The sequence below is a fragment of the Paenarthrobacter sp. genome (genome assembly GCF_031180005.1).
Taxonomy (GTDB): domain Bacteria; phylum Actinomycetota; class Actinomycetes; order Actinomycetales; family Micrococcaceae; genus Arthrobacter.
In genome coordinates, this window is sequence record NZ_JAPSHI010000028.1 from 16,620 (window position 1) to 30,252 (window position 13,633).

The 13,633-nt window shown below is 60.5% G+C and carries 11 protein-coding genes; 4 read left to right on the forward strand and 7 right to left on the reverse strand.

Annotation, left to right across the window (positions count from 1 at the left end; genetic code table 11):
• Positions 1-124: 124 nt before the first annotated feature.
• Positions 125-517 (reverse strand): iron-sulfur cluster assembly accessory protein, encoded by a 393-nt coding sequence (locus RIF72_RS16830; RefSeq protein ID WP_011774901.1) that lies wholly within the window; start codon positions 515-517, stop codon positions 125-127.
• Positions 518-681: 164 nt separating this feature from the next.
• Positions 682-2,115 carry a dipeptidase gene (locus tag RIF72_RS16835; protein WP_309075987.1) on the reverse strand — a complete coding sequence of 478 codons (1,434 nt, stop codon included), beginning with the start codon at positions 2,113-2,115 and terminating at the stop codon, positions 682-684.
• 132 nt (positions 2,116-2,247) lie between these two features.
• Here RIF72_RS16835 and RIF72_RS16840 point away from each other — a divergent pair, with 132 nt between their 5' ends.
• Positions 2,248-2,841: a DUF3043 domain-containing protein gene (locus RIF72_RS16840; protein WP_309075988.1), complete on the forward strand. Its 594-nt coding sequence runs from the start codon at positions 2,248-2,250 to the stop codon at positions 2,839-2,841.
• 93 nt (positions 2,842-2,934) lie between these two features.
• Here the strand turns inward: RIF72_RS16840 and RIF72_RS16845 are convergent, their stop codons facing one another.
• Positions 2,935-4,014, reverse strand: a complete 1,080-nt coding sequence (locus tag RIF72_RS16845) for a quinone-dependent dihydroorotate dehydrogenase (protein WP_309075989.1) — start codon at positions 4,012-4,014, stop codon at positions 2,935-2,937.
• Positions 4,015-4,221: 207 nt separating this feature from the next.
• Between RIF72_RS16845 and RIF72_RS16850 the strand changes: the two genes are divergently transcribed.
• The gene (locus RIF72_RS16850; protein WP_309075990.1) at positions 4,222-5,247 is read left to right on the forward strand and encodes an alpha/beta hydrolase; all 1,026 of its coding nucleotides are present in this window, start codon (positions 4,222-4,224) and stop codon (positions 5,245-5,247) included.
• Entirely contained in the window at positions 5,244-6,317 is a 1,074-nt protein-coding gene (locus RIF72_RS16855; protein WP_309075991.1) for an alpha/beta hydrolase, read from the forward strand. Before RIF72_RS16850 ends, RIF72_RS16855 begins: the two co-directional genes overlap by 4 nt.
• Before the next feature lie 15 nt (positions 6,318-6,332).
• Here the strand turns inward: RIF72_RS16855 and RIF72_RS16860 are convergent, their stop codons facing one another.
• The 3 genes from RIF72_RS16860 to leuA all read right to left on the reverse strand — a co-directional run bounded on the left by RIF72_RS16860 (position 6,333) and on the right by leuA (position 9,734).
• The gene (locus RIF72_RS16860; RefSeq protein WP_309075992.1) at positions 6,333-7,157 is read right to left on the reverse strand and encodes an isoprenyl transferase; all 825 of its coding nucleotides are present in this window, start codon (positions 7,155-7,157) and stop codon (positions 6,333-6,335) included.
• Positions 7,158-7,159: 2 nt separating this feature from the next.
• A complete protein-coding gene (recO, locus tag RIF72_RS16865; RefSeq protein ID WP_309076005.1) occupies positions 7,160-7,912 on the reverse strand; it encodes a DNA repair protein RecO in 753 nt (250 codons plus the stop codon).
• Between the two features lie 82 nt (positions 7,913-7,994).
• Positions 7,995-9,734 (reverse strand): 2-isopropylmalate synthase, encoded by a 1,740-nt coding sequence (leuA, locus tag RIF72_RS16870; RefSeq protein ID WP_309075993.1) that lies wholly within the window; start codon positions 9,732-9,734, stop codon positions 7,995-7,997.
• 249 nt (positions 9,735-9,983) lie between these two features.
• Between leuA and RIF72_RS16875 the strand changes: the two genes are divergently transcribed.
• Positions 9,984-11,936: a M13-type metalloendopeptidase gene (locus tag RIF72_RS16875; RefSeq protein WP_309075994.1), complete on the forward strand. Its 1,953-nt coding sequence runs from the start codon at positions 9,984-9,986 to the stop codon at positions 11,934-11,936.
• Between the two features lie 74 nt (positions 11,937-12,010).
• Here RIF72_RS16875 and RIF72_RS16880 read toward each other — a convergent pair whose 3' ends face one another.
• Positions 12,011-13,570 (reverse strand): LCP family protein, encoded by a 1,560-nt coding sequence (locus RIF72_RS16880; protein WP_375164243.1) that lies wholly within the window; start codon positions 13,568-13,570, stop codon positions 12,011-12,013.
• Between the last annotated feature and the right edge of the window lie 63 nt (positions 13,571-13,633).

Consider the following 13,633-nt stretch of genomic DNA (forward strand, 5'->3'; position numbering starts at 1 on the left):
AAAAGTTTTACTACCCGATGTAGAGCTTACCGCTATCACGCGGTTTTCGCGCACATGTCGGCGCCGTGGCTCCGAACGGTTTCAAACCGCGCGAAGAGGCGCCGACATGCGGCGATGGCTCACATCAGTGGAATGAATCGCCGCAGGCGCAAGACCCGCCGGCGTTCGGGTTGTCGATGGTGAAGCCCTGCTTCGAAATGGTGTCTTCGAAGTCAATGCTTGCGCCGCTGAGGTAAGGAACACTCATCTTGTCCACTACGACTTCAACGCCGTCGTAGTCGCGCACAGCATCTCCGTCGAGCAGGCGCTCATCGAAGTAAAGCTGGTAGATCAGACCCGAGCATCCTCCAGGCTGGACTGCAACGCGCAGCCGAAGGTCTGTGCGCCCTTCCTGCTCGAGGAGGCTGCGGACCTTGCCTGCGGCGACGTCGGTCAGATTGACCTCGTGCGTGGCCAGTTCGTCGTCGTTGGTGACGAGCTGTGCTCCGGTGCTGTTTTCGTTGGTTGCAGTGCTCATTGGCCTACCTTCTTATGAAGCTCCTGGCGGCGGCGCCGGAACGCTGCCTGCCCTTACCCAATTACGTACGGGTTATAGCTAATGCTACGTCGCGCAGACGCTTAGCTATAACTCCTGACGTAACCACAGACAGCAATTCGTTGTTCCCGGCGCGCCGTGGGAGCTTACTCCGCCAAGCCCTCCACGTTGAGGCGGGCCAGCATCAGGGCTTCCGCCAACACGGCGTGCCGGAAGTCTCCGATGTGCAACGACTCGTTGGCACTGTGCGCGCGTGAATCAGGGTCCTCCACGCCGGTCACGAGGATCTGGACGTCCGGATACATGTCGAGGAGGTCTGCGATGAACGGAATCGAGCCACCGATGCCCATTTCCACGGGTTTGACACCCCATGACTCACCCAGTGCCCACAGTGCCACCCGCGCGGCAGTGGAAGTTGTGTCGGTGGAAAAGGCATTTCCCCTCTCCCCCGGACTGAACGTCACCTTTGCACCAAAGGGCGCGTTGGTTTCAACGTGCTGCTTGAGCGCAGCCATTGCGGCCTCCGGGTCCTGGCCTGGAGCCAGTCTCATGCTGAACTTTGCGCGGGCTGCCGGTATGAGGGTGTTCGAGGCGACATCCACAGCCGGGACGTCCATCCCGATAATGGACAGTGCAGGCTTGGTCCACAGGCGGGAAGCAATGGTTCCGCTCCCGGCGAGCCGTACGCCGTCGAGCACTGAGGCATCGGCGCGGTAGTCCGCTTCGGTAAGGTCCACGGCCACCTCGTCCCGGCCCACAAGGCCGGCTACGGCAACGTTCCCGTCGTCGTCGTGAAGTGTGGCAATGAGCCGGGACAAGAGAGTAGGGGCATCGAGCACCGGGCCGCCGAACATGCCCGAATGAACGGCATGCTCCAGGACGCGCACCTCGAAGGTGCCGTCCACCAGACCCCGAAGGCTGGTGGTCAGGGCAGGAACGCCCACTTTCCAGTTGCTGGAGTCGGCAACAACAATCACATCCGCCCGGAGAAGTTCCCGGTGTTCCTCAAGGAATGCCCGGAAAGTGGGCGACCCCGCTTCTTCCTCACCTTCGAAGAAGAACGTCACACCGAGGCCGAAATCTTCCCCCAGGACCTCAGTGACGGCACTGTATGCGGCAAGGTGTGCCATGATGCCCGCTTTGTCGTCGGCGGCGCCCCGGCCGTACAACCGGCCATCACGCTGTTGGGCGACGAATGGTTCCGACTTCCAGAGGCTCCGGTCCCCGGGTGGCTGGACGTCATGGTGCGCGTAGAGCAGGATGGTCGGCTTGCCTTCGGCGGCTGGTCGACGCGCGACGACGGCAGGACCACCGGGGGTACCGTCGGCCTTGTTACAGCGAAGGATGCGGACGTCCTCCATGCCGGCTTCCTTAACCAAGGAAGCCACGGCGTCAGCGCTTCGGTCCAGTTCCTTGGGATCGAAGCTTGCCCATGCAATCCCCGGAATTCCCACCAGGTCTTCCAGTGACGCGAGTGTGCTTTCGAAGGAGTCGTTGACCGCCGTTGTCAGTGCCTCGACCGGAGCGGACCCGGAGTGCCCTTGCTTGTTCTGCGGGATCTCCGCATGTGCTGAAGTCATGGGCCACACTTTACCGTCGGGACTCTCCGGCCGTCGCAGATGCAGCCCCAGCCACCGGGCTTCAGCGAGGCAAAGGACTCCAGCAACCGGACACGTAACGTGCGCCACCTTCCTGAGGGGTATTCTGGATGGGTGTTCGGACGCAAAAAGGAAGAGCCCAGCGCTCAATCAGTAGTAGATCAGGCCTACGCCCCCGCACCGGAGTCCGGTGCGGGAAAAGGCGCCCCAACGCCCAAGCGGAAGGACCAGGAAGCGGCCCGCAAGCGCCCGTTGGTTCCCAACGACCGCAAGGCCTCCAAGGCAGCGGAAAGGGTAGCCATCCAGGACCAGCGGCAGAAAATGCGGCAGGCCCTCGATACAGGTGACGAGAGGTTCCTCCCCCTTCGCGACAAGGGGCCCCAAAAGCGGTACACACGTGACTACGTGGACGCACGCTTCAGCTTGGGCGAGTACCTGATGTTCGGCGCATTGCTTTTCGTCGTGATATCGCTGATCATTCCGCCCACAAGCGCCGGCATCAGCTACGTCCTTATTGGATTCTGGATCATGTTCCTCGCAGTCTTTGTGGACGTCTTCATCCTGTCGCGCAAGCTTCGCAAGCGCCTTACCGAGAAGTTTGGCGAAGTAGAGCGGGGCTCCATCTGGTATGGCTGCATGCGTGCCCTCCAGTTCCGCAAACTCCGCCTTCCCAAACCTCAGGTAAAGCGCGGCCAGTACCCCGCCTAGGAGCCGGAAACCCAGGCACTCCAACCCAGCGCCACAACCTTTGCAATCAAGAAGACCCCGGACCACTGGTCCGGGGTCTTCTTGCAGCCGGTATCAGCGAGCTGCCCGCTGCCGAAGTTTCACGAGGCCCTTGTTGATACGCGAAGCCCAGAACGGTCCTTCGTAGAGGAAGGCTGTGTAGCCCTGCACCAAAGTTGCGCCGGCGTCCAAACGGTCCTGTACGTCCTGCGGGGTCTCCACGCCACCCACCGCGATGAGCACGAGCTGGTCCCCCACAGCGTCCTTGAGCCTGCGCAAGACTTCCAGGGAGCGCTGCTTCAGGGGTGCTCCCGACAATCCGCCGGCACCAAAAGACTCCACCTTCGCGGCATCGGAGACGAGCCCATCACGGGAAATTGTGGTGTTGGTGGCAATAATTCCATCGAGCTTCAGGTCCAGCGCAAGCCGTGCAACGTCGTCGACATCGTCATCGGACAAGTCCGGCGCGATCTTGACCAGCAAAGGTACATGCCGACCGGCGGCTTCGTCGGCAGCGTCACCAACGGCCCGTAGCAGGGGACGCAGCGTCTCCACATTCTGCAGCAAGCGCAGCCCCGGTGTGTTCGGGGAACTAACGTTGACCACCAGGTAGTCCGCTGCCGGGGCCAGGCTACGTGCACTCACCAAGTAGTCCTCGGTAGCGTCGTCGAGCTCAACCAGTTTGGTCTTGCCGATGTTCACCCCAATAACCGGCCGGACGTCCGGGTGCTGCCGTTGCAAAGCAGCCCGTGCGGACTTGAGTCTCGGGGCGACTGCTGCGGCGCCGTCGTTGTTGAATCCCATGCGGTTGATGACCGCTTTGTCCTCAATCAAGCGGAACAGGCGGGGTTTTTCATTGCCTGGCTGCGCTTGGCCGGTGATGGTCCCCACCTCCACATGTCCGAACCCAAGCTCGGACAAGGCTTCGATGCCGTGACCCTCCTTGTCGAAGCCTGCTGCCAGGCCGAATGGAGACGGGAAGGTGAGCCCCAGCGCCTTCGTCCGAAGGGAAGCATCAGGAGCTGTAATCCTGGAGAGAATCCGGCCGGCACCGGAACGGTGGGCCGCCCGGATGCCTTTGAAGCCGATCTTGTGGGCCTTCTCGGCATCCATCCAGGAGAAGGCCAACTTGAAGAATGTGGGGTAAACACGCATGGTCCTAGTTTTCCCGTTTACTGACAACTCACCAAACCTGTGACCCGGCCCGCGGCCAGCATGTAGGCATGCCATTGGAAAATCGTGACGCAGATCATGGACTCCGATAAGGTCGCTGCCGACGTCGGAAGGAGCATTTCGGGATGTTGCCTTTTCACGGCGAGGGCCGCGGGCCGGAATGCCGCTGCCAGTGTCTAAGCTAAAGCCATGGAATGGACGGCTGACATCCTGGGAACCGACTTCCAATCCTGCAGGGTTGACGCCCCAGGGCCGGATGGCGTGGTCCGGCATGCCACCTTGATTAGGCACAGGGTCCAGTCCAAAGGCCAAGCCGATGGCGACGCCTACTCAGCTCCGAGGCGCTACGGTGCCGTGCTTTTCCTGCACGGTTGGAGCGATTACTTTTTCAATACCGAGCTGGCCCGCTTCTGGGCAGAGCAAGGCTACGACTTCTATGCCTTGGACATGCACAACCACGGCCGGAGCCTGGAGGCCGATATGCCCGGTGGCTACGTGGCCAACCTGGCTGACTACGATGCCGAGATTGAGAAGGCGATCGGAATCATTCGCTACGATCACGCCGCCCGCTCAGCGGGAAGCCTGACCTTGATGGGCCATTCAACCGGTGGGTTGGTTGCAGCGCTGTGGGCCAGCCGCCACCCGGCCGACGTCCAATACCTGATTCTCGACAGTCCATGGTTGGAGATGCATGGTAGTTCACTGGTGCGGCGTGCCGCGCAAGCCATGGTGTCGCCCATCGCAAAGATCCGACCGGAGACGGTCTTGAGGTTGCCGGAGCGGGGTTTCTACTTCCGGAGCATCAGCAGCACTGCTGAAGGGGAATGGACCCTGGACGAAAACTACAGGCCTCCGCTCGCTTTCCCTGTCCGGGCGGGTTGGCTTAGCGCCGTGTTCGCAGGTCATTCGCAAGTAGCCCGCGGCTTGAAGCTGGAGATGCCTGTCCTTGTGTTGACTTCCACCACCAGCGCCAATGGCATGGTGTGGCAGGAATCGATGCGCCGCTCGGATGCCGTCCTGGACGTCAGCGTCATCGCTTTACGGGCGATGGCCTTGGGTCGGAGCGTTACCTTGGAACGCATCGACGGAGCCCTCCATGACGTCTTCCTTTCAGCTCCTGCAGTAAGGAAGGACGCATATTCACGACTGGCCCGGTGGGTCAAAGGATTTATGGACAACAATGAGCCGGACCGCCGGCGGGAAGGGGACGCATGACCACCACGGAGGAGTCTGTTTCAGTATGGCAGCCAGACGTCCTCGGACACGGCTACGAGCGCATGGATTTGCCCTTGAAGTCCGACGAGGAGGGGCCGGTCAAAGCAACCCTCGTCAGGCATGCACCACTCATGACCCAACCGTCCCAGCACGGCGCGCTTGACTTCCTGGCTTCCTTTACCAAGCGCAAACGACGCCCCGCCCCCTCTGATCCCGGCGGAGCCCCAAAGGTGGTTCTCTACCTGCACGGATGGGCGGACTACTTTCTACAGACGGAGCTGGCCGAGTACCTAACAGCGTCAGGCTTTCACTTCTATGCCCTGGACCTTCGGAAATTTGGCCGCAGCCTGCTCCCGGGACAGACGCCCGGCTACACATCTGATCTTGGCGTTTACGACGAAGACCTCGCTGCAGCCTTGCGTGAGATTGAACGCGATGTAGCCACACGGACCCGTAACGCGACGCCGCCTACTATCCACATGCTCGCCCATTCCCTGGGCGGCTTGATCGCCGCCCTTTGGGCCGACCGTAATCCCGGCCGAGTGGGAACGTTGGTCCTGAATTCTCCATGGCTCGAACTACAGGGAAGCAGCCTTGTCCGAAGTATCGCCATGCATCTGGTGGAACCCTTTGCGAGGACCGATCCAAAACGTCCTTTCAAATTCCCGGAAATGCCCGCATATTGGGAGAGCGTCAGCAACGAGGCACATGGCGAATGGATGCTGGACCCAGTGTGGCGTCCGCGGGCTTCGTTTCCTATCCGGGCCGGATGGACAAAAGCAGTTCTGGCGGGCCATGCCGCGGTGGAGCGCAAGCTCAACATAGACGCCCCGGTGCTGGTGCTTTTGTCCGGGAGGACCAGGATCCAGGCAGAATGGACTGCCGACCTCATGCGCGCCGATGCCGTCATCGACGTTGAAGAAACGTCTCGGCGGGCGCTTGGCCTTGCCCGCCGGACTGCCGTGTTCCGCTATCCGGGCGCCCTGCACGATGTTTTTCTGTCAAGACGCACAGTCCGCCAACAGGCATACCGTGACGTTGCCGTGTGGCTGGGGGCCTACCCGTACTGAGTTAACGTGTACGTGCTATTTCACAACGGGCGCCGCGTCCACGGCCCCTCCGTAGCGCCGGTCGCGTTTGGCATAAATTTCGACGGCGTCCCAAAGGGTCCGCCGATCCACGTCCGGCCACAACGTATCCATGAAGACGAACTCAGCGTAAGCCGATTGCCACAGAAGGAAGTTGGATAGTCTTTGCTCCCCCGAACTGCGCAGGAAGAGATCCACATCGGGAAGGTCCGGCTCATCCAAATACTTTTGAATGGTCTTCTCCGACACCGAACCCGGCTTCAACCGGCCAGCGGCGACGTCGTGGGCAATGGCGGAAACGGCGTCGGCAATTTCTGCCCGCCCACCATAATTAACACACATGGTCAGCGTGCAAGTGTCATTGGCTCGGGTGTAGTCCTCTGCCTCTTCCAACTCCTTGATAACCGATCCCCACAGACGGGGCCGGCGACCAGCCCAACGGATGCGGACACCCCACTCGTCCAGTTGGTTGCGTTGGCGGCGTAGTACATCCTTGTTAAATCCCATGAGGAACCGGACTTCTTCCGGTGACCGGCGCCAGTTCTCGGTGGAGAACGCGTACACACTGACGTACTTGATCCCGAGTTCGATCGCTCCTGCCATGACGTCCAAGAGCGCTGGCTCACCGGCCTTATGTCCCTCTATTCGAGGGAGGCCTCGCTGATTAGCCCAACGCCCGTTCCCGTCCATGACTATGGCCACGTGCTGAGGGATGAGTTCACTTGGAATACTCGGCGGCAGGGCCCCGGAAGGGTGTCCATAGGGGGCGACCACGGGGACAGCCCTTGCCGCGGTTGATTTACTCTTCTTTCCAAGTGCCACTGTCAGCTTCGCTCCACGTGTTTGAGTGATTTCAGGGCACGTTCAAGGTGCCACTGGAGGTAACTGGCCACCAAGCCGGCAGCCTCCCGCCTGTGCCGCGGATCCGAAGCATCGGCGACGCTCCAATTACCAGTTAGTAAGGCGCCCAGCAACAGCACTGTCTCCTGCGCCGGAGCCGGAGAACCCGGGGGCCGGCAGTCGCCGCAAACCATGCCGCCAATTGGTGCAGCAAAAGCCGTATGAGGACCGGGACGGCCACAACGCGCACAATCAGTGAAGCTGGGCGCCCAGCCACCGGTGGCCAACGCCCGCAAAAGATAGGAATCAAGAATGAGTTCGGGCGGATGATCCGAACGACTCAAGGCAGCCAGCGCACCAACCAGCAGATTATATTGGGCGGTCCCTGACTCGGTATCAGCATCCGTGAGTTTCTCGGCAGTCTCCGTCATGGCTGCGGCCACAGTGAACCGCCCATAGTCGGCCGCGATACTACTTCCGTACGCGCCCTTCGCCACGGCCTGGGTCACAATGTCCAAGGTCCGGCCCGAGACCAGTTGCAGATCCGCCACCATAAAGGGCTCCAGCCGCGCGCCAAAGCGGCTACTGGTCCTGCGAACTCCCTTGGCAACGGCACGAACCTGGCCATGGTGTTTGGTCAGCAGAGTGATGATTCGATCCGCCTCGCCCAGCTTGTGGGTACGAAGCACCACGGCATCGTCCCGATAGGACCGCGCTGCAAACGACGGATTGGCCACAACTAATCTTCCCACTATGCCTGGTCCGGCAGTGTTCGCCGGACCGTGTGGTGACGGTATTTCCCGTCACCACACGGTGGGCTTATGCCTGGGCGTCCCGGACGGCCCGGTTCACTGCCGAAATCAATGCCTTGAGGGAGGACGTGGTGGTGCTGGGGTCAATTCCGACACCCCACAAAACGCGTTCTCCGACAGCACATTCAACGTACGCAGCAGCACTGGCGCTGCCGCCTTCGGACAGGGCGTGCTCGCTGTAATCGAGCACCCGCACGTCAACACCGTCGTGGTGGAGTATGTCCAAAAGTGCCGCAATAGGGCCGTTGCCGTGGCCGGTGCGGCGGACTTCGACGCCGTCAATCCGCAGGTTTGCGTTCATGGTCATGGCACCGGATTCATCCGTCTCGGTGCTCACACTACCCAGTCCATAGCGACCCCACTGAGCCTGTTCCTCTTCCGAAGGCAAGTACTCGTCTTGGAAGATCTGCCACAGCTGGGCACCGCTGACCTCGCCGCCCACGGCATCGGTACGCCGCTGGATGACACCGGAGAACTCGATCTGTGCCCGGCGGGGCAGATCCAGGTTGTGCTCGTTCTTCAGCAGGTAGGCCACGCCGCCCTTGCCGGACTGGGAGTTAACGCGGATGACAGCTTCATAGCTGCGGCCGAGGTCCTTGGGATCGATGGGCAGGTACGGAACCTGCCACGTGTAGTCGTCAACCGACTTCCCGGCAGCAGCAGCGTCCTTCTCGAGCGCCTCAAAACCCTTCTTGATGGCATCCTGATGCGAACCGGAGAAGGCGGTAAAGACGAGGTCGCCACCGTAGGGCGAACGCTCCGGGACCGGCAACTGGTTGCAGTACTCCACCGTGCGGCGTATCTCATCAATATCGGAGAAATCAATCATGGGGTCTACGCCCTGCACGAACATGTTGAGCCCCAGCGTCACCAAGTCGACGTTGCCGGTACGTTCGCCGTTGCCGAACAAACAACCTTCAATGCGGTCGGCGCCTGCCAGGTAACCCAGCTCAGCTGCAGCTACGCCGGTGCCGCGGTCGTTGTGCGGGTGGAGGGAGATGATGATTCCCTCGCGGGGATGCAGGTTCCTGTGCATCCACTCGATGGAGTCTGCATAGACGTTGGGGGTTGCCATTTCCACCGTGGCCGGCAGGTTGATGATGACCTGCTTGTCGGCAGATGCCTCAAAGACATCAGCAATTGCGTTGCACACGCGGGCGGCATACTCGAGTTCGGTTCCCGTGAATGACTCCGGTGAGTACTCATACGTGATGTGCGTGTCCGTCAGGGTCTCTTCATACTTCTTGCACAGCCGCGCACCCTGCAACGCAATATCCAGAATGCCGTCTTCGTCCTGGTTGAACACAACGCGGCGCTGCAGCACAGATGTGGAGTTGTACAGGTGCACGATTGCCTGTTTGGCGCCGACCAGAGATTCGTAAGTCCGTTCAATCAGGTGTTCACGTGCCTGCGTCAGAACCTGGATGCTGACGTCGTCCGGAATATGGCCGCCCTCAATGAGCTGGCGAACAAAGTCAAAGTCGGTCTGCGACGCTGAGGGAAAACCAACTTCGATTTCCTTGTAGCCCATCTTGACGAGCAGCTGGAACATCTTCAGCTTGCGTGCCGGGCTCATGGGGTCGATCAGTGCCTGATTGCCATCGCGCAGGTCAACGGCGCACCAACGCGGAGCCTTAGTGATGACCTTATCCGGCCAGGTGCGGTCCGGGACCTCGACGGTGATCTGGTCCTGGAACGGCAGGTAGCGGTGAATCGGCATACCGGAGGGCTTTTGTGCATTACGCATGACGTGTGGCCTTTTCTCTAAGAACTAAATGAAAGCTTAGCCGGACACAACGGAACTCCGCGGCGAGGATGGCCCAGCTTCAGATAGCTTTCAGGCCTCGCCGCGGCAGCTAAGAAGAAGCATCGCCGTACGCACAAATTCACAGTAACACGATGCGTATGATGACAGTGCAACACCTCATGCAACGTCCACTATGCAGACGCCGCGACGGTGGAAACGCCGACTGCAGTGTCCACACAAGGAGCCACAGTGCCACAGTCGGGGATCTCTCTTTCCAACATCGATCACAGCGTCCGGCCCCAGGACGACCTCTATCAGCACGTCAATGGCGCGTGGCTCAACAGCACAACGATTCCGGACGACAGGCCGCTTGAAGGTACCTTCACGGCCTTACGCGATGGCGCGGAGTTGGCAGTGAAGGCGATTATCGAAGAGGCAGCCTCCCAAGGCGAGTCAGCCACCGGCGTCGAACAGAAAGTCGGCGGACTCTACGCCAGTTTCATGGACGAAGAAGCAGCCGAGGCGAAAGGGATGGAACCCGTGCGAGGCCGGCTCGATGAAGTTCGCGCGGTGGGCTCACCAACGGAACTGTCCGCCCTCATCGGACGGCTGTTCCGCTCGGACGTCTCCGGACTCTTCTCGATCTACCCCGCACCGGACGCAGGCAATCCGGAACGCATTCTCCTCTATATCGGACAGGGTGGCCTGGGATTGCCGGACGAGTCCTACTACCGTGAAGAAAAGTTCGCGACCATCGTCGATGCCTACGGCGACTACATTGCCAAGCTGTTCAACCTTGCCGGCATCCCCGACGCGCATGCTGCCTCCCAGCGCATCGTCGCACTCGAAACCGCGTTGGCTTCCCACCACTGGGACAATGTCACTCTTCGGGATCCGCAGAAGACCTACAACCTCAAGACCGCAGCCGAAGCCGCGGAACTGTTCCCCCTGCTCGACACCTGGTTCCAGGCGGCGAGGGTGGAACCTGCCAAGCGAAGTGAAATTGTGGTGAGCACGCCGGACTTCTTTGTGGGTACGGCAGATTTGCTGGTATCCGAGCCCCTGGAAACCTGGAAGGAGTGGCTGACCCTCCGGGTTCTTAGTTCGGCTGCACCCTACCTCTCCTCCGCATTCGTATCCACAAACTTCGATTTTTATGGCACCACGCTCAGCGGTACGCCACAGAACAAGGAGCGGTGGAAGCGCGGGGTGGCCGTCGTCGAAGCGGCCCTTGGCGAGGCAGTCGGCCAGATCTACGTTGATCGGCACTTTCCCGCCGGCCACAAAGCAAGAATGGAGACGCTGGTCTCACACCTGATCGAAGCTTATCGGGAGAGTATCTCTTCCCTTGGTTGGATGGGTGAGGAGACCAAGAAAGAGGCACTGAAGAAACTGGATGCGTTCCGTCCAAAGATCGGTTTCCCGGACAAGTGGATCGACTACTCCGCCGTGGAAATTGACCCGACGGATCTGCTCGGCAACGTGGAGCGTGCCCATGACGCCGACGTGGACCGACACTTGGATGAGATCGGTAAGCCCGTTGATCTAACGAAGTGGCTGATGACGCCGCAGACGGTAAACGCCTATTACCATCCGATGCTTAACGAGATTGTCTTCCCGGCAGCTATCCTTCAGCCTCCCTTCTTCAATGCAGATGCGGATGACGCTGTGAACTATGGCGGCATCGGCGCTGTGATCGGTCACGAAATCGGTCACGGTTTCGACGACCAAGGGTCGCAGTTTGATGGCAGCGGCGCGCTTCGCAATTGGTGGACGGAGGACGACCGCACATCCTTTGAAGCCCTGACGGCGAAGTTGGTTGCCCAGTACGACGCCCTGTCCCCCTACGCTGCGCCCGATCATAAGGTCAACGGCAAGCTAACTCTGGGCGAGAACATCGGCGACCTCGGAGGCCTCACTATCGCCTACAAGGCCTATCTACTCAGCCTGAACGGAGCCGAGCCGGAGGTCCTCGATGGCTTCACGGGCTTCCAACGGTTCTTCATGTCGTGGGCTGCAGGTTGGCGCCAGGTGATCCGCACCGAAGAAGCCATCCGGAGACTGGCTACCGACCCCCACTCCCCCAACGAATTCCGCACCAACGCCATAGCCCGCAACCTCGACGCCTTCCATGAAGCGTTCGCCGTGACGGAAGCCGATGGCATGTGGATGGAACCTGAGGAACGCGTCAGCATCTGGTAGTACCCGAAAGCACAACGGCCGGCCAGTTCTTCAACTGGCCGGCCGTTGCTGTGTTCTGCCAAAGCAGAAATCTACTACTGGTCGATGTACAGGGGATTCACTTGTTGGCAAATGGCATCATTGGCCGTTTGATCGACAACATCTGACGGTACTGAGGCCGCGCCGTACGCCGTCCCGGTACCGAAGTCAGTGCCTACGTAAAGCTGCACGCCAGCTACCCCTGGGGCTTCCTGGACCTGCGCGGCCGGGATGCCGAAGAGTGCGGCGACATCGGCTGCCACGTCCGCAAAGCCCGGTCCGTAGTAAAGCACTGTCTGATCCACAGGATTCGCCAGGTAAGCCACGGTCTGGGCAAATCCATTGCCAGTGAGCACTGTCATGAGCTCCTGTGCCCGGGTAGCGACACCGCTTCCGTTGGCAACAGCAACTGGCTGGATTGCTTTGTCATACGCAGGCGCGGCAGGGGTGGTCGCAGTGGGCTGTGGAGCCGGGCTTTCGCTGGGTGCTGGCGTGGAAGTGGCGCCAGGTGTTGTGAGGTCGAGGTCGGCACGAAGTGCCGCGAACAGCTGTGAAGCCTGAGGCTCCACGAGTTCCAACCGGTTAGGGTCAACCGCCGCCTGCTGCGTGGGCACAGCCACGAACGCAACCTTGGAAACGTCAATATCCTTGAGTCGGCCACCAATGGTCAACAGTGAAGGAACTGACGCCAGTCCCTCGTCCACTGTCAGGTTCTGCGTGACCACATCCGCGATCTGCAACAGCCTCTGCGGATTGCCCAAAGTTCCCTCGTCCTTGAGCTTCCTGGTGAGGGATGAGAGGAACGCTTGCTGCCCCTTGATACGGCCGAGGTCACCTCCGTCACCGAAAGCATGCCTGGTTCGGAGGAACGCCAAAGCCTGTTCGCCTTCCACCAAGGAATCACCTTTGGCGAGGCGGAGGCGGGAATCCGGGTCAAAGACCGGATCACTGACGCAGACGTTAACGCCGCCCACAGCGTGAGAGAGCTCCTTGACGGCGTTGAAATCGGCCATCATGAAGTGGTCAATTTCCAAGCCGGTCAGCTGGTTGACCGTATCCACGGCGCAACCGATTCCGGCCTCTGCCATGGCTTCATTGATCATTACGCCGCTCCGGGCAGGGAAAGTCTGGTTATTGGTGCGGTCTGTGCACTGCGGCACGTCCACCAACAGGTCCCGCGGGAAACTCAATACGTTGACGCGCTTGTTGTCCGCGGAGATATCCAGGAGCATCATGACATCGGAGTGCCCATAGCCGGTGGAGTCTTCAGTGCTGCCGTACTCGGCGTTCTTCCCATCTCGGGTATCGGAGCCAAGGATCAGGATTTGCAGTCGGTCCGTCTTGTCATCGACCAGCGGATCACCGGCATTGCGTGTTTCGCCGGCACTAAGAGGTGCCTTGGTGATGTTGGTTTGCAGCCGGATAAACCAAAAAGCAGCAAAAGCAACGCCTGCAACCAGCGCAACGGAGACCACGCCGGTAACGATTTTCAACCACAGCGGCAGGCCTTTGGGCGCCTTCATATGGCGAGGCGTACCGTCGGCATCCTCTCCATGGCGTGCCCCAGTGGGGCCAGCGGTGCCGGTGCCCTGCGGGCGGGCGTCACGACGTCGCACTATTTGGTTTACCTTTCATCAAACAGCTGGGTCCCCGCAATCATAGTTGCCGTTTCTGGGAAG